General features: G+C 66.5%; 16 protein-coding genes and 1 pseudogene. 8 read left to right on the top strand and 9 right to left on the bottom strand.

Annotated elements, in window-relative coordinates; translation table 11 throughout:
* Nucleotides 1-5: 5 nt before the first annotated feature.
* From H8S61_RS16980 to H8S61_RS16950, 7 genes are all read left to right on the top strand, one after another.
* Complete coding sequence (locus tag H8S61_RS16980; RefSeq protein WP_160942548.1) at nucleotides 6-809, top strand: RnfABCDGE type electron transport complex subunit B; 804 nt, start codon at nucleotides 6-8, stop codon at nucleotides 807-809.
* 18 nt (nucleotides 810-827) lie between these two features.
* A complete protein-coding gene (locus tag H8S61_RS16975) occupies nucleotides 828-1,988 on the top strand; it encodes an FAD:protein FMN transferase (protein WP_186939819.1) in 1,161 nt (386 codons plus the stop codon).
* A complete protein-coding gene (locus H8S61_RS16970; protein WP_186939818.1) occupies nucleotides 1,985-2,386 on the top strand; it encodes a NusG domain II-containing protein in 402 nt (133 codons plus the stop codon). The genes H8S61_RS16975 and H8S61_RS16970 overlap by 4 nt, the downstream gene beginning before the upstream one ends.
* Nucleotides 2,361-2,939: a Gx transporter family protein gene (locus tag H8S61_RS16965; RefSeq protein WP_186939817.1), complete on the top strand. Its 579-nt coding sequence runs from the start codon at nucleotides 2,361-2,363 to the stop codon at nucleotides 2,937-2,939. The genes H8S61_RS16970 and H8S61_RS16965 overlap by 26 nt, the downstream gene beginning before the upstream one ends.
* A 174-nt stretch (nucleotides 2,940-3,113) precedes the next feature.
* Nucleotides 3,114-3,893, top strand: coding sequence for an SDR family oxidoreductase (locus tag H8S61_RS16960; RefSeq protein ID WP_154333624.1), 780 nt, complete (start codon nucleotides 3,114-3,116; stop codon nucleotides 3,891-3,893).
* 9 nt (nucleotides 3,894-3,902) lie between these two features.
* Nucleotides 3,903-4,250 (top strand): hypothetical protein, encoded by a 348-nt coding sequence (locus H8S61_RS16955; protein WP_186939816.1) that lies wholly within the window; start codon nucleotides 3,903-3,905, stop codon nucleotides 4,248-4,250.
* Between the two features lie 25 nt (nucleotides 4,251-4,275).
* A complete protein-coding gene (locus tag H8S61_RS16950; RefSeq protein ID WP_222617772.1) occupies nucleotides 4,276-5,064 on the top strand; it encodes an aminoglycoside 3'-phosphotransferase in 789 nt (262 codons plus the stop codon).
* A gap of 27 nt (nucleotides 5,065-5,091) precedes the next feature.
* Here H8S61_RS16950 and H8S61_RS16945 read toward each other — a convergent pair whose 3' ends face one another.
* The 6 genes from H8S61_RS16945 to H8S61_RS16920 all read right to left on the bottom strand — a co-directional run bounded on the left by H8S61_RS16945 (nucleotide 5,092) and on the right by H8S61_RS16920 (nucleotide 12,127).
* Nucleotides 5,092-6,480 carry a winged helix-turn-helix domain-containing protein gene (locus tag H8S61_RS16945; protein ID WP_186939815.1) on the bottom strand — a complete coding sequence of 463 codons (1,389 nt, stop codon included), beginning with the start codon at nucleotides 6,478-6,480 and terminating at the stop codon, nucleotides 5,092-5,094.
* Between the two features lie 137 nt (nucleotides 6,481-6,617).
* Nucleotides 6,618-7,505 (bottom strand): sensor histidine kinase, encoded by an 888-nt coding sequence (locus tag H8S61_RS16940; RefSeq protein WP_186939814.1) that lies wholly within the window; start codon nucleotides 7,503-7,505, stop codon nucleotides 6,618-6,620.
* A 3-nt stretch (nucleotides 7,506-7,508) separates the two neighbouring features.
* Nucleotides 7,509-8,285 carry a hypothetical protein gene (locus H8S61_RS16935; RefSeq protein WP_186939813.1) on the bottom strand — a complete coding sequence of 259 codons (777 nt, stop codon included), beginning with the start codon at nucleotides 8,283-8,285 and terminating at the stop codon, nucleotides 7,509-7,511.
* Complete coding sequence (locus H8S61_RS16930) at nucleotides 8,278-9,228, bottom strand: ABC transporter ATP-binding protein (RefSeq protein ID WP_186939812.1); 951 nt, start codon at nucleotides 9,226-9,228, stop codon at nucleotides 8,278-8,280. Before H8S61_RS16930 ends, H8S61_RS16935 begins: the two co-directional genes overlap by 8 nt.
* Nucleotides 9,229-9,408: 180 nt before the next feature.
* On the bottom strand, nucleotides 9,409-10,161 hold the full coding sequence (locus tag H8S61_RS16925; RefSeq protein WP_255466686.1) for a response regulator transcription factor: 753 nt from the start codon (nucleotides 10,159-10,161) through the stop codon (nucleotides 9,409-9,411).
* A gap of 145 nt (nucleotides 10,162-10,306) precedes the next feature.
* Nucleotides 10,307-12,127: an amidohydrolase gene (locus H8S61_RS16920; RefSeq protein WP_186939811.1), complete on the bottom strand. Its 1,821-nt coding sequence runs from the start codon at nucleotides 12,125-12,127 to the stop codon at nucleotides 10,307-10,309.
* A 213-nt stretch (nucleotides 12,128-12,340) separates the two neighbouring features.
* Here H8S61_RS16920 and H8S61_RS16915 point away from each other — a divergent pair, with 213 nt between their 5' ends.
* Complete coding sequence (locus H8S61_RS16915) at nucleotides 12,341-13,261, top strand: helix-turn-helix domain-containing protein (RefSeq protein ID WP_186939810.1); 921 nt, start codon at nucleotides 12,341-12,343, stop codon at nucleotides 13,259-13,261.
* A gap of 51 nt (nucleotides 13,262-13,312) precedes the next feature.
* Here the strand turns inward: H8S61_RS16915 and H8S61_RS16910 are convergent, their stop codons facing one another.
* From H8S61_RS16910 to H8S61_RS16900, 3 genes and pseudogenes are all read right to left on the bottom strand, one after another.
* Complete coding sequence (locus H8S61_RS16910) at nucleotides 13,313-14,623, bottom strand: MFS transporter (RefSeq protein ID WP_186939809.1); 1,311 nt, start codon at nucleotides 14,621-14,623, stop codon at nucleotides 13,313-13,315.
* 153 nt (nucleotides 14,624-14,776) lie between these two features.
* Nucleotides 14,777-16,249, bottom strand: a complete 1,473-nt coding sequence (locus tag H8S61_RS16905) for a Na+/H+ antiporter NhaC family protein (protein WP_186939808.1) — start codon at nucleotides 16,247-16,249, stop codon at nucleotides 14,777-14,779.
* Nucleotides 16,250-16,343: 94 nt separating this feature from the next.
* Nucleotides 16,344-16,559 (bottom strand): annotated as a pseudogene (locus H8S61_RS16900) (putrescine carbamoyltransferase); the annotation flags it as partial.

Here is a 16,559-nt window from a genome sequence, read left to right as displayed (position 1 = left end):
AGCGAATGGACACCATCGTTTGGACCGTCGTGCTCATGGCCGCCGTCGGCCTCGTCGGGTCGGTGCTGCTGCTGATCGTCTCGAAGAAGCTGGCCATCGGCGAAGACGAGCGCCTCACCTACCTCACGAGCATCCTGCCGGGCGTCAACTGCGGCTCGTGCGGCTACGCCGGCTGCGAGCAGTACGCGAAGGCCATGATGGCGGGCACCCCGCCGAACGCCTGCACGGCCGGCGGCGACCGCGTGGCGGCCGAGCTGGCCGCGTTTCTGGGCGTGGAGTCCACCGGCGTGGTGCAGCGCGAGGCGTTCGTGGCCTGCCAGGGGTCGCTCGACCACATCGACCCGCAGCTCGTGTTCAAGGGCGTGCCCAGCTGCCGCGTGTTCAGCACGCTGTCGTACAGCAGCCTGTCGTGCCCGTTCGGGTGCCTCGGGTTCGGCGACTGCGCCCAGGCCTGCCCGTTCGACGCCATCGTCGTGAAGAACGGCGTGGCGCGCATCGACACGGCCGCCTGCACCGGGTGCGGCACCTGCGCGAAGATCTGCCCGCGTGGCATCATCTCGCTGGTGGACCAGGCTTCCGCGCCCACCGCGTCGGTGGTGACGTGCAAGAACACCATGCCGGGCGCGAAGACGCGCAAGGTGTGCAGCGTGGGCTGCATCGGCTGCCAGAAGTGCGCGAAGGCATGCCCCACCTCCTCGATCACCGTGGAGAACAACCTCGCGCGCATCGACGCGGCCACGTGCATCGGCTGCGGAACCTGCGTCGAGACGTGCCCGACCCACGCCATCGGCAAGCTCGTGTTCCAATGATGCGATGAAGCGACGCCCATGACGACCATCCCGCGACAGAGCCGCGCCGCCCGCTCGCCCCGCCCCCTCGGGGCCGGGCGAGCGCTGCGCGCTGCGATGGCGTGCGCGCTGGTCGGCGCGGTGGGCATGGGGCTGGCGGCGGGGCTGGTCAGCTGCGCGGCGGGCGGCGGCGTGGCCGAGAACGGGGCCGGCAGCGCGGATGCAGCCACCGCCACGCGCGCGTTCACGGCCATGGACACCGGCATGACCCTCACCGTGCACGCCGCCGACCAGGCGGCGGCCGACGGGGCCGCAGACGCCTGCCAGCAGCGCGTGCGCGAGCTGGACGCGCTGCTGGCGCTCGCCGGCGAGGGCAGCGAGCTTGCGCGGGCGAACGCCGCGGGCGGCGCGCCGGTGGAGGTGTCCGCGTCCGTGGGCGCGCTCGTCGACGAGGCGCTCGACGCGGCGCGCGAGACGGGCGGCGCGTTCGACCCCACCGTGTACCCGCTGACGGACGCCTGGGGCTTCACCGACGGCGATCATCGCGTTCCCGCCCCCGACGAGATCGCGGCGCTGCTGGCGCGCGTGGGCTACGGCGCCGTGCAGGTGGACGAGGCGGCGGGCACCATCACGCTGGACGGCGGCGCGCAGATCGACGTGGGAGGCGTGGCCAAGGGCTTCGCCGCCGACGAGCTGTCGGCGCTGCTGCGCGAGCGCGGCGTGACCTCGGCGCTGTTCGACCTCGGCGGCAACGTGACCGCCCTCGGATCGAAGCCCGACGGCAGCCTCTGGAAGGTGGGCATCGCCGACCCGAGCGCCCCCGACCGGCTGGCGGGCGCGCTTTCCGTGCAGGACGCCACCGTGTCCACGTCGGGCGCCTACCAGCGCTTCTTCGACGAGGGCGGCACGCGCTACCACCACCTGCTCGACCCCGCCACCGGCTATCCCGCCGCCTCCGACCTCGCGTCCGTCAGCGTCGTCGGCCCGAACGGGGCGCGCTGCGACGCGCTGTCCACCGCGTGCTACGTGCTGGGCACGGAGGGCGCGCTCGCCCTGTGGCGCGCGGCGGGCGGCGAGGACGCGTTCGACCTCGTGCTCGTCGGCAACGACGGGAGCGTGCGCGTCACCGAGGGCGTCGCCGCATCGTTCACCGCCGCCGAAGGGTACGCCGGCCGCGTGAGCGTCGAGGAGCGCCCATGAAGCGCCGCGCGGGAAAAGCCGAGCTGCTGTTCGCCGCCGCCGTGCTGGCCGTGGCCGTCGGCGGGTTCGCGCTGGCGCACGCCGCCGACGCCGCCCATCCCGGCGGGCACGCCGTGGCCACCATCGCGCGCGACGGCGCGGTCGTCGACACCATCGACCTCGACGCCGTGGACGAGCCCTACACGCTGCGGCTCGACGACAGGCGCGGCGTGAACGTGGTGGCGGTGGAGCCCGGGCGCATCAGGGTCGCCGAGGCCGACTGCCCCGACGAGGTGTGCGTGCGCACGGGCTGGATCGACGGTCCCGGCACGCCCATCGCGTGCGTGCCGCACGGGCTGACCATCACCGTGGCGCGCGAAGGAGGTGCCGCCGATGGCATCGACGCCGTGGCGCGTTAGCGCCGGACGCGCGAGCGCCGCGCCCCCTACGAGCCTGCGCGTCTGCCGCTGCGCGCTGCTGGCGGCGCTCGCGCTCGCGCTGACCGCGCTCGAGTCGCTCATCCCGATCCCGCTGCCCGTGCCGGGCATGAAGCTGGGCGTCGCGAACATCGTGACGGTGGCGGCCGCGTTCTGGTTGGGCCCCATCGACGCGGCGGTGGTGCTGGGCGTGCGCATCGTGCTGGCGGCTTTCCTCACCGGCCAGCTGGCCACGCTGCCGTTCAGCCTCGTGGGCGGCGCCTGCGCGCTGGCGGTGACGCTCCTCTTCGTCCGCTTCTCCTCGACGGAGCGCGTGCGGCTCTGCGCCATGGTGGCCGCGACCGCGCACAACATCGGGCAGATCGCGGTGGCCGTCGCGGTCACCGGCACGCCTGAAATCGCATTCTACCTGCCTGTTCTGCTGGTAACGGGCGTGGTGGCGGGCTTCCTCACCGGCACGGTGGCCACGGCGGTGCTCGACCGCCTCCCGCATCCGCGCGCAGCGGCCGCGCGCGCTCGACGGGTGCGCGCTTGACCGACGCCGCCGACGGCGAACCGCCCGCCGAGCGGCGGCGCCGAGCATGACGGTTCGCCTACCGCTGGCCTTGAAACCGTCGTGCGAACCGCGCGGAATGCTATGATTTGCACCGTAATAGTATTGCGTATCAATAAGTTTTCCATCGGTTCAGACGGCATGAAAGGACGGCTCATGGGCATCTACGTCATCACCGGCGCCTCGAGCGGCATCGGCGCGAAGACGGCCGAGATCCTGCGCGAACGCGGCCACGAAGTGGTGAACATCGACCTCAACGGCGGCGACATCAACGCCAACCTCGCCACGAAGGAAGGGCGCGCCGGCGCCATCGCCGAGCTGCACGAGCGCTTCCCCGAAGGCATCGACGCCATGATCTGCAACGCGGGCGTGTCGGGCGGCAAGGTGCCCATCTCGCTCATCATCTCGCTCAACTACTTCGGCGCCACCGAGATGGCGCGCGGCGTGTTCGACCTGCTGGAGAAAAAGGGCGGCAGCTGCGTGGTCACCTCGTCGAACTCCATCGCCCAGGGCGCGGCGCGCATGGACGTGGCCGGCATGCTGAACAACCACGCCGACGAGGACCGCATCCTCGAGCTGGTGAAGGACGTCGATCCCGCCATCGGACACGTCTACTACGCGTCGACGAAGTACGCGCTGGCCCGCTGGGTGCGGCGCATGAGCCCCGACTGGGGCTCGCGCGGCGTGCGCCTGAACGCCATCGCGCCGGGCAACGTGCGCACCGCCATGACGTCCAACATGCTGCCCGAGCAGCGCGCCGCCATGGAGGCCATCCCCGTTCCCACGCACTTCGGCGAAGAGCCGCTCATGGATCCCATCGAGATCGCGAATTCCATGGCGTTCATCGCCAGCCCCGAGGCCAGCGGCATCAACGGGGTGGTCCTGTTCGTGGACGGCGGCACCGACGCCCTGCTCAATTCCGAGAAAGTCTACTAGGAGGCGACCATGGTCATCAACGATTTCGTTTCTGCAATGCAGGACAAGGACCACGAAGCGCTCGCCGCGTGCTTCGCCGAGGAGTGCCGTCTGTTCGACTACTGCCCCTCCATCGTGAAGCGCCAGAACTCGTTTCTGTACGGCCGCAACGCCATCGAGATGTTCTACCACAACAAGTTCACGTTCGGCGGCTTCGGCATGCTGGACCCCCGCGTGGTCAACGAGCGCACGGTAAACTTCTACGCCGACTACAACGGCACCATCATCCACGCCCTCGCCCAGATCGAGAACTGCACCGACGGCTCCTGCAGCCTCGACGACAGCCTGATCCAAGAACTGGTGATTCGACCCGCGTAGAGGCGGTGCGACCGGAGGCCGTTTCGTGAACTTGCAGCCGATATCCATCGACATCGAGGAATACCCCGCAGCGATGCGCCCGTACCTGAGGGGCGCATCGCTGTACGATAGCAGCTGCTCGCCCGAAGCGCGCGTTATCTTCGTGGATCGGGACGAAGGCCTGTTCCTCAAGACGGGCCCTGCGGTCCTGCTTGACCGCGAGTATGCGATGACCTGCTATGTTCATGAGCTCGGCTGGGCGGCGCGGGTGGTGGAGTACGTCTCGGACGGCGAGCGCAGCTGGCTTCTTACCGAGAAGGTGCCCGGCGGCGACTGCGCGGCGGCAACGTATCTCGAGCAGCCTGCGCGCCTGTGCGATGCGCTTGCCGAGCGGCTTGCCCTGTTGCACGCGCTCGATCCCGCCGGATGCCCCGTGTCCGACCATACGCAGCGCTACCTGGAGGTCGTCGAGCGAAACCATCGCGCGAAGCGCTATGACGCGACCCTCTTTCCCGACAATTGGGGCTATGCGGATCCGGACGAAGCGTATGCCGTCGTGGAAGCGAAGCGAAGCCTGCTGCGGACGGACACGCTCCTGCACGGCGACTACTGCCTCCCGAATGTCATCTTCGACCATTGGGAGTTCAGCGGATTCGTCGACCTCGGCAACGGAGGCGTCGGAGACGCCCACGTCGACCTCTTCTGGGGCGCCTGGACCCTGACGTTCAACCTCAAGACCGACGCCTACCGCCAACGGTTCTTCGACGCATACGGGCGCGACAAGGTGGACGAGGAGAAGCTCCGGCTCGTCGCAGCGTGCGAGGTTTTCGGGTAGGCGGAACGCTGCGCCTCTCGGAACCCCTTACGGGTTGCACACGGAACAGGCGTCGTAACCCTGGGCAAGGGCGTCGGAGCGCGATATCGGGATCTTGCTCTTCTTCAGGTACCGGCAACCGTCGCGGTGGTACTTCTCGCCCGTGTTCGTGATGTACACGGTGTCTCCCCCGCTACCGCCTCCTCCGCTCGCCGCAGCAGCGGCCGCGGCGGCTTCCTGCTCGGCGGCGGCCGCCGCGGCGGCTTCTTCTTCAGCGGCTGCGGCTGCGGCGGCCTCGGCTGCGGCGGCCTCTTCCGCCGCCCGTTGCTCCGCTTCCTCTTGCGCCGCCTTCTCCGCCTGCGCTTTCTCCATCGCCTCGACGTCTTGCGCCACGCTGATGCGCACCGTATGGTCTTCGGCGCCGTCAAAGGAGTAGCTGACGCGCTCGGCCTTGAACAGCACGTCCCCCGCCGCGAGCGACGAGGCATCCACTTCGAAGACATACGATCCAGCCGGATACGGGAGCGCGTACGTCTTGCCGACGGCGGCCTCGCGCGTATCGCTCACCTTCGCGCCGTCCTTCTGCGTTCCGATGACGCGCACCTTGACGGACGCGGGCACCTCGCCTTCGCCGTCGGCCTCCACGACGAAGCTCAGCTCGTGCTCCTCGGATTCCTCGGCCGCCTTCGGTTCCTGCTGTTCAGGTGCGGGATCGGGAGGCTGCTGCACGTCCGCATGGTTGCCCCCGGACGCCGCGCCGCCGGCCATGATCACGATGCCGAGCAAGACCGAGCACGCACCCATCGCGAGCGTCGCCCTCGGCGCGGCGAGCTTGAGCGAACCCGCGTCCGACGAGCTCTTGCGATCGCGCAGGAACAGCCCGAACGACCCGATGCCGCATGCCACGCCCAGCAGCGCAAACGTGCCCGTGAAGCACAGCAGCAAGCCGACGACGGCCAACGCCAGCGGCAGCCATGGCCGCAGCTGCGCAGCTGGCTTCTTCTCGGACGGGAAAGCGACGATGCCGCCTTCGAACGAGCCGGGTTCGTACGGCTCGCTTGAGGCGGCAATCGGCACGGTCGCCGCCGGCTCGGCGGCGGTCGCAGGCGCATCGCCGACCGACGCCACCGGCTTCTCGCCTTCGGCGGAACGGCCCGCCTCGGTCAAGCGAACCTTTCCGCGCGTCGGATACTCGATCAGCCCTTCGCGATGAAGCTCCGATCGAGCCTTCTCGAAGCGGTTGGAAAAGAGCGCCGTGGCGCTGCCGCCAATGCGGTAGGCTCGCTGCTTGGACGAAAGGCCCAGGCGCTTCGCCGTCTCGTGCTCGAACGATTCGAGCGACCGCGCCCGCCCGCTCGCAAGCGCCTGGAGCGCCGCCGGCTTGATCGCCTCGACAGCGGGAATGCTCGCACGCGACAGCTCTTCCGAATCGCCCATATCCATCATCCCTCTCGCCGCACCGAGCGCCGGCCCCTGCGCGTCTCAGCGCGCCCGTCCGATTCAACTAGGAGTTCATTCTAGCAAACTCACGGCTCGATGATGATCTTTTTAGTGAGGGATTGAGAGACCGGCGCTCATCCTTCCCGCAGCGCCACCTCGATGCGGAGGCGGTCGCCTTCGAGGACGGCCGCCACGGTGGCTCCCATGGCGGCGGCCAGCTGGGCGACGATGGCCAGCCCCAAGCCGGCACCGCCGCTCGACCGGGAGCCTTCCCCCTGGTAGAAGCGCTCGAACAGGCGATCGACGTCGAGCGCGTCAGGGTTCGCCACGCGGTTCTCAACCGAGATGCGCGCGCCGCCCTGCACGACGACCGGCGCCGCCGCGCCGTGGCGCAGGGCGTTCGCCGCCAGGTTGCGCACGATGCGCGCGAGCGCCTCGGCGTCGGCCAACGCGAGCGCCTCGTCGTCGAGGGTCACGCTCGGCTCCCAACCGCGCTCGCGAAACTGCGGGTACAGGCCCATGAGCACGTCGCCCACCACGTCGGCGGGCTTCATCGGCTCGCAGACCACCTCGAACGACGGATCATGCACCTGCGCGAACGAGAACAGATCGTCCAACAGCGCCCGCACATCGCCCAGCCGATGGGCGGCGGCGCTCAGGAAGCGCGCTTTCTCGGCTGGATCCTCCTCGCCGTCCACCAGCTGCAGGTAGCCCTGCGCCCCAGCGAGCGGGGTGCGGATGTCGTGGGACAGGCAGGTGAGCCCCGTCTGGAACGCCTGGCGCCCCTGCTGCGCGGCGATGCGCTCGTCTTGCAGTTCGCGAAGCTCGGCGTTCACCCCGCGCGCCAGCGACAGCATGCCGCGCGTGCGCACGCCGGTCGTCATCCGGGCGCTTCCGGCGGGTTCACGCTGGTCGAGGAAGCACGCCATGCGGCGCAGCTCCCGCTCGTACCGCAAGGCGACGATGCCCGCCCCCGCCGCTGCCGCCGCAACGGCCACGATGACCAGCACGAACCCGTCCATGGCCTACACGTCCTTTCGAGCGCACACGCGCAACGCCGCCGCCGCGCACGCCACGAGCACGACACCGGACGAGATGAGGATGTGCCCCACGTCGCCCGGCGACGCCAGCAGCGCCTGGCCGCCCTGCCTCAGCAGCACGCAGCTGCCGTACGGAAGCCACTCCGCTGCGCGAGCGAGGGGCTCCCACGCAACGGAAGTGCTCGCGAGCATCGCGACGACGATGCCCACGCCCCTGCTCCGCGTCAGCCAGGTTGCCGTCGCGGCCAGCATTCCATACGTCCAAAGGACCAGCAGCAGCAACCCGTACCAGACGGCGATTTCCGCGACCGAGTCCGCATGGGCGTACGTGAACCCTGCCGCCTTGAGAAAGATTTCGAACACCGCGATACCGAACACCGAGAGCGCCGCCGAGAGCAGGATGACGAACACGATCTTCCCGCTGTAGTAGCCCAAGCGATCCCGGCGCGACAGGGGCAGGCTCTTCACGAAGCCGCTTGAGAAATCAAGCGCGAAGAACTGGGCGACCACCACGGAAACGAGGATGACCATCGTCCAGATCCACAGACCGGACTGAATCCGCGTGAAGCTTTCAAACTCCTTGCCGTTTTGGATCGCCATCGACGAGGAGCCGCTCCCGCCCGTCACGCCAAGACCGGGCGTGGCCGCCGTGCTCATCATATACACCGAAAACGCTACCGCAGCGAGGACGATACCGAGCGTTACGTACAGCGTCTTGCTCTTGACCAGGCGGTACACATCCATGCGCAGGTACTTAAGCATGAGTATCATCCCCTCCCATGAGTTCGAGGAAGTAATCCTCCAAATCGCGCTCGTGGACGCGCAGCTCGTACACCGGGATGCTGTTCGCAGCCAGGAACGTGCCGATCATGGTCGCGTCGAGCGTTGCGTGTTCCTCCGACGCGTCCTGCAAGCGCAGCGTCCCGTCCGGCAACGCCGTGCAGGCGATGCCGGGATGCGCCTCGGCCAGCAGCGCCAGCGTGCGTTCCGGCTCGGCCGTGCGCACGACCAGGTAGTCGCCGCACGCCTGGGCCACTTCGTCCGCCGTCATCTCGCATACCATTCGGCCCGCGTTGATCACGCCGTAGCGCGTGGCGATGCGCCCCAGCTGGTCGAGCACGTGCGAGCTCACCACCACGGTGACGCCGCGCTGCTCGTTCAAGCGGATGATAAGGTTGCGCATCTCGCGCACGCCCTCGGGGTCCAGCCCGTTCATCGGCTCGTCCAGCAACAGCAGGTCGGGCGAGCCGAGCATCGCCAGCGCCAATCCGAGGCGCTGCTTCATGCCCATCGAGTAGTCCTCCGTTCGCTTCCTGCCCGCAGTGTTCAGCCCCACGATGCTCAGCAGCTGCTCGATTTCCTCCACATCGTCCACGATGCCCAGCGCGATGGCCTTGCAGCGCATGTTATCGAACGCGGACATGTTGGGGTACAGCCCCGGGCTTTCCACCAGCGCGCCGATGCGGACGGCCTCGCCGTACTCGGCGTCGCCCGACGGGTCGGCGGCCAGACGGCCGAACAGCCGCACCTCCCCCGCCGTCGGGCGGATCATGCCGCACATCATCTTCATCGTCGTGGATTTGCCCGCGCCGTTTCGCCCGACGAACCCGTAGATGTCGCCTTGCGCGACATGCATGTTCAGCCTGTCGACGACGTTGCGTCTCCCATAGGCCTTGCTCAGGCCCCGCGTCTCAATTGCCAGCATGCGATTCTCCTTCCTGCCGTGGATACCCTGTCGTCCACGATACGGAGAAGAGGTTTGGGAACCTTCCCGAAAACGTTAAGAAAGTTGTAAGAACAGGCGCGGCGGGCGGCGGTACGACGGGCGGCAGTACGGCGGGCGACTCGGCGGCGGAGGCGGAACCCCGCGGCGCGAAGGGCGCGGTCATTCGGCCAGCTTGAAGCCGACGCCCCACACCGTCTCGATCTCGCCCGCGGAGCCGGCAGCGCGCAGCTTGGTGCGGATGTTGCTGACATGCACGTTGATGGCCTTCTCCTCGACGGCGCTCTCCTCGTTCCACGCGATCTCGAACAGCTCGCTCTTCGTGAACGCCTTGCGCGGCCGGCGCACGAGGGCTTCGACGATGTTGAACTCGAGGCGCGTGAGACGCACCTGCTCGCCGCGCACCGTCAACGTGCGGGCGTCGGCGTCGACTTCCCAGTCTTTGTAATGCAGAGGAGCTGCGGCGCCCGGCGCGTCGGGACGGGCGGCAGGGGGCTCGGCAGCGGACGGCGCGCTGCTGCGAGCTCGAGCGTGGCGCAGCTGCACCTGCACGCGGGCGAGCAGCTCGTCGAGGTCGAACGGCTTGGTCAGGTAGTCGTCGGCGCCCAGCTCGAGCAGGGCCACTTTGTCGGCGGCGGTCGTGCGCGCCGACATCACGATGACGGGCACGTCGACGCCTGCGCGCACGAGCCGCACGACGTCCTCGCCCGCCAAGCCGGGCATCATGAGGTCGGTGACGACGAGGTCGAACGGCTGGCCGCCGCCCAGCAGCAGCCGCCCCTCGCTGCCCGAGAACGCCTGCGTGCACGCGAAGCCGCTGCGGCGCAGATGAACCGCCACCACCTCGTTGATGGCGGCGTCGTCCTCGATGATCAAGATGGATGCCGGTTCGCTCATGGGGGTATTGTACCGCATGGCAGCGTGCTTCTTTCGTCGGGGCAAGATCGAGAAACGACGGCTCAGACGGAGACTCCTCCGAGCTAAAACACTCGAAGCGCGGCCCCAAAGCTCAGGGCAGGGTCCCACGTTCGCAGCGCGGGACCCCGCCCCGCCCACCGCGTTAGCCTTCGTACACGATGCGGCCGTCGGAAACGGTATAGAGCACCTTCGTATCGGAGATAGTGCGCGGATCGGTTTCCAAGATGTTCTGCGCGAGCACCACCAGATCGGCACGCTTGCCCACCTCAATGGTCCCCACGAGATCGTCCATAAAGTTCTGGTAGGCGACGTTCTTCGTGTACGCTTCGAGCATTTGGTAGGCGGTCAACCCCTGTTCGGGCCAGCGATGCATGTCGGCGTTGTCTTCTCCGGCGTAGGGGCTGTTGCGGGTGACGCCCACCTCGATCTCGTCGAGCACCACATAAGGCGTCACCGGGGCGTCGGACGCACCCGATACGACTACGCCCGCCTCATGCATGTCCTTCGTGGGATACATGGCCAGCGCACGCTCCTCACCGATGTACGCCTTCTCCAGCTCGTACAGCGAATCGCCGTACATCCAAAGGAATTGGAGCGCCCCGACGATATCGAGATCGGCCATGCGCTTGACGTCGTCGTCGGTGATCGCGCAAGCGTGCGTAATGGTATGACGCGCATCACGCATCCCGTTCTCCGCGCGCGCCGCCTCGTACGCGTCGAGCGTCGCCCGCACCGCCCCGTCCCCAATTGCATGGACGTGCACCTGCACGCCCGCGGCGTCGAAGCTCTTGACCATCTCCTGGAACTCAGCATCCGGCCAGATAGGCTCACCGACCCAGCCATCTCCCAAGCCCGCTTCGGGCAGATACGGCTCAAGCATGACGGCCGTACCGCTCTCGGTCACGCCGTCATAGAAGATCTTAACCGTGTTCGTGCTGACCATGTCGGTATCCTGAGGAACGCTCGACGCGATGGTGTCGAACACGTCCTGGTAGGAGTACAGCGGATCCATCGTCGTCACAACGCGCATGCGTAGACTGAGTCGACCTTCGCGCTCCATTCGGCGATACAGATCGTTGACGTCGAGGCCGCCGCGTGTGATGTTCGTGATGCCCGTCACCCCGTACGAGTTCGCTTCCTCCATAAACGAAACGAGCGCTTCTTCCATCTGTTCGTTCGTGATGGTCATCGGCACTGCACTCGAGACGAGGTCGTACGCCGCATCGGTCACACAGCCGGACGGCTCGCCGCTCGCATCGCGGTAGATGACTCCGCCTTCAGGGTTCGGCGTGTCGGCGGTGATGCCGGCCAACTCGAGCGCTCTTGAGTTGACCCACGCGGAATGCCCCGACACGTCGGTAATGACCACGGGCTTGTCGGCGCAAATCGCATCGAGGTCCGTCTTGCTGGGTCCGGGATTCGAACCGTCGGCCTGTTGGTAGGCGTTCAGCATGAACGGACGCCCGAAGTACGCGTCCATCTCGGGGTGAGCGTCCACAAACGACTTGATGGCAGCCAGGTACTCGTCGTTCGTTTTCATGCCCTCAAGGTACACGTTGAACAGCTGATCGAGCCATGTCCCCGGTGCGTGGATGTGCCCGTCCATGAATCCTGGTGACAGGAATGCCCCGTCCAAGTCGATGACGTTCGTGCCGTCCGCAATAAAGGCCTCTGCGCCGGCATCGTCACCCACATACACGATCTCGTTGCCCCGTATTGCAACCGCCTCTGCCACGTCTCCTTCGCTGACCATTGTTTGCACGTGCCCGTTTCTGAACACCACATCCGCAGTCTGTTCGGATGGCGCTGCCGATGGATCTCCGCTCCCGCTCGACGGAACGCTGCAACCGGCAAGGCACGCCAGCGCTCCCAACGTCATCACCGCCGAACTTGCAACGAACGAGCGTCTCGTCAGACCCACCCGATCGCGTCCCTCCACCTTCGCGTTATGCCGCTTGTCCATGCCCGCTCCCTTCGAACTCGGCTTTGCTCTCTCAGGGCTCGTTTCGAACCCGATGCGCTCACCATAGAAAGTGCGCGATGCGGCGAACAGGGCAAAACGGGATTAGAACGCGGTTTAGATTTTTTCTACCCTCGTATTTCGCCGTCTCCCTCGCAAGCCCGAGCACAACGAACCGGCGACCCTTTTATAATCAAATTCTCGAAAGGGGGAGCTATGACGTACCTGCTCTTTTTCTACAACATAGCCATCAGTTTCGCGAGCCTCTACCTTTGCTCTACCTACCTGCGCCTGTACCGAGCAGAAGGCGTCAGCACCTTCCTGTACGTGGCTTTGCTGTATCTGCTCTATCTCATCGACATCATCGTGCTGTACATGTTCGATTTCATCCCGGAATTCGAAGCTACGCTCACGTGGCTGCAGGAAACTGCACCGTACGTCTACGCGTCGCTGAGCCTGGCCATGTTGTTATGCTATCGCCTCATTCTGACCAGCTCGTTTGACCGCAGCCACCCGAACCAAGAAGCGGCCTTTTGGATGATGTGCTTCCTGGGAACCGTCGTCAGCTGGACCATCCCAGATTTCGCCGTCTCGGTCATAGCGGAATGGGTCATCTCCACCGTGCTGCGCTTATGGGTCGTCATGTTCGGCATGCGCATGCTGCTCGTGCGCACAGTGCGATCAAACCGCTCGGAAGCCTTCGCGCTGGCCGCAGCGCTGGCCGTGTTCGTCGCTTGCGAGATCGCCGATTCGATCATCACCTTTCAGGGTGTTCAAGCAAACATATATCCGCTTCGGAGGGTCCCTATGGAAGTGCTGGGGTGCGCGTATCTGGCAGCGGGATTCCTCTATCTTCGTTACCGCAGGTATCTGGAACGGAAAGCTTCGGAAGCCGACCTCATCCCCGTCGTGGCGCACCGCTACGGATTGACGAAGCGCGAGGAGGAGATGTTGCGCATGCTGGCCGAAGGCATGAGCAACCGCGCTATCAGCGAACGCGAGTACATCTCAGTCGGGACAGTGAAGACACACGCCCACAACACGTACAAGAAGCTGGGCATTTCAGGGCGCTCCGAACTGGACGGCTTTCTCGCGCAAGAGCTCGAAAAAGCCAGCCGTCCGAAGCGCCCTTCGTAACATTCTGTCGTCAAGCCGCAGCAGGGGCTTCCCGTAGCAACCTCCCTCTCCTCACGCCAAAACAGGCTGCTCTTCCACCTTCTCGAACACGGGCTCTTCGATGGCGGGGCTGTTCCCGCGACTCCATGCGAGCTTCTTGCTGGATCTCATCGCTACGACCGCAAATATCGCTATCGCCACGTCGCACACGATGCAGAAGATCCAGACGGACTGGAAGCTTCCCGTCTGCTCGTAGAGCGACGTCAGCAGCGGGGCGCCCATGGAGCCCAGCACATAGCCGATGGCCGGAACCAGCGAGTATATCTTGCCGTAGTCCTTGTGGCCGAACATCGCCATGGTCAGCGTGGCGATGCCCGTGCCGAACACGGCATACATCGAGTCGTTCAGGCCGGCGCCGATGCAGGCGAGGACCGGCGAGGCGGAGCTGAACAGCAGGCACACGAACGACAGCACCGTCACCGAGGCCCACATGACCACGGCGCGCGCCGGGCCGAACTTGTCGCACGTCCAGCCGATGAGCGGGTTCCAGGCGATATCGCACAGCATCGCCACCGAAACCATGAGGCTGCCCACGTGCGGGGCGAACCCGACCGACGTCCCGTACATGGGGAACAGCTGGTTGGTCACCGTGGTCATGACGATCAGGCACATCGCGGCGATGAGCGCGATGAACGCGGGCGATTTCACCGCTCGCTTGAAGTCCACGCCCTCGGTCGATCCCTGCTCGGCGGCGGCGCCGACCTCGGCGTACCCGTATGGCAGGTAGCCCTTCACCTCGGGCTTCAGCCTGATGATGAACAGGGAGGAGCCGCACATGAGCACGGCGGCCGACAAGCCGAGCACCACGTAGCCTACGCGCCATCCGGCCGTCGAGATCACCGAGTTGATGATGGGGCTCATGATGGCGTTGCACACGCTGGCGAGCGCCCAGGCGATGCCGATGGCCAAACCGGTGCGCTTGTAGAACCAGTTGTTCAGGATGATGGCGATGCCCACCGAGGTGTTGAACCCCATGCAGATGCCCACGATCGCGCCCGAGACGTACCACAGCGACACGTCGTTGTACAGGCACATCACCACCACAGCAGCCGCCTCCACGGCGTTGATCAGCGTCATATGCACGGCGATGTTCATCTTGGGAACCACGCGCCCGGCGATGGGCATGCTGATCGCCTGCCCCAGGCACACGATGGTCATGTAGAGCGTCAGCGACGACTCCTCCACGCCGAGGCTCTCGCTGACGGGCACGTAGAAGTTGCCCGCAACCACCGTGAGAAAGCCGATCGATCCCGAGATCATGAACCCGCAGGCGAGCACGACGAGCCACGCATGGCCTCGCGCCTCCTTCAAGTTTCCCTTCATGTGAATCCCTCACTTCCGAAATCCCTCTTCACGCAAGCCGGACGGCCGCGTGCGAGCGGGGCGCTTCGGGCGGGGCGCACAGGCCATGCGCTCTGGGCGAAGTGCTCCATCGAGCGAGGCCCGCGCGCACCTGTCGCGCGAGCCTCCGGTTCGTTACGCGTTTTGGGCGGCGGTCACGCCGTCCGGGCAGCCCTCCCGCACGGCGACGGCGTCGGGCTCGACGGCTTCGGGCCGGGAAATCCAACCGAGCTTCCGGCTGAAGAACATGCCCGCCACGATGATGACCAGCGGATACAGGTAGCAGAAGAACGCGTACGGCGCATAGGCGAGACACGGGACGCCCAGCACCGTCACCATGTACACGGCGCAGGTATTCCACGGCACGAGCACCGAGGTGATGCCGGCGCTCGAGTTCACGATGTTGCCCCACACCTCGTTCTCCACGCCGCGACGGCGGAACTCCTTGCTGTACATCTGCGTGGACAGCGTGATGGCCGGGTACTGGTCAGGCAGCAGCACGTTGAACAGCGCGCCCGAGAACACGGTGGCCGTGACCAGCTGGGCGAAGCGACGCAGGCGGCTGACGATAGGATCGACCAGCGCGTCCATGAGGTGCGTGTGCTGCATGATGCCACCGAAGGCCATGACGAGCACGACGATGGAGATGGTGCTCATCATCTCCTGGATGCCGCCGTTGGACAGGAGCGCGTCGAGCTCGGCGAAGCCGGTGCTGCTCACCACGCCCAGGTTGGCGACCTCGACCACCGTGGACAGGTCGGAGCCCTGCAGCGTGCACGCCTCGAGCATGCCGAAGGCGATGGCCACGAGGAAGGACGGGATGGCCGGCACCTTCAGGGCGATGCACACGATCATCACCGCGAGCGGGATGAGCGTGACGGGGCCGATGTTGTAGTTCGCATCAAGCGCCGTCAGCAGCGACGCGACCTGGCCCGATACGTCGGCGGAACCCGCAAGGTTAAGGTTCATGCCAATCACGAGGTATACGACGGTGCAGCCCGCGCACGTGACGAGGCACAGCACGAGGAAGCGCTTGCACAACGCGAACACGCCGCAGTCGGCGATGGCGGCGGCCAGGTTCGGCCCGTCGACCAGCGGCGAGATGATCTCGCTGACGTACGCTCCGGCGACGATGGCACCGGCAGCCATGCCCAGTGGGACGTTCAGCGCGGCGGCGATGCCCAAGAAGGCGATGCCGATGGTGCCGGCCGCGCCCCACGAGCCCAGCACGACGCCGACGACAAGCGTCACCACGAAGGCGATGGGCAGGAACAGCTCGGGCGTCACCACCATCAGGCCGTAGTAGATCATGGTGGGAACCGTGCCCGATTGGATCCACACGCCCACCAGCATGCCGATGCACATCAGGATGAGCACGGCCTCCATCGAGTCGTTGATGCCCTTGAGCATGGCATCGAGCACGTCCTCCCACGTGCGGCCCAGGTACAGGGCGATGCCGCCGGCGATGGCGCACCCGATGACCAGCGGGATCTGCGGCTCGGACCCCAGCCCCACCACGCAGCCGAACATGACGACCGCAAGCGCCCCGAGCGCCAGCACGCCATGGCGAAACTTCACCTCTTTCACTGCTTTCTCTCGCGTTTTCATCGTGAGATCCTTCCTGTAGCTCGTGCAGAAGCGGTGCGGCGACCGCGGTCGGCCGCCGCACCGTCGAAGACGGCGAGGACGCCGCGTCCGGAACCTACTTGCCGATCTTCCCCAGCACCGCGTTCATGCGGGCCTCGGCCGCGTCGGCGACGGCGGCGTCCTCCTCCGCCTTGGGGCAGAGGTAGGCCAGTATCGCGCGGATGGAGTGCTTGCGGTTCTCGGCCTCCACCCAGCAAAGCGAGCGCTCGGGATGGTCCATGACCTCGTCGGTCACCTCCTCGCCGCGGGTGGCCGGCAGGCAGTGCATGAA

The organism is Eggerthella hominis (assembly GCF_014287365.1).
Lineage (GTDB): Bacteria > Actinomycetota > Coriobacteriia > Coriobacteriales > Eggerthellaceae > Eggerthella > Eggerthella guodeyinii.
The sequence above is the reverse complement of the archived record's forward strand: the minus strand, read 5'-3'. Positions and strand labels throughout refer to the sequence as shown.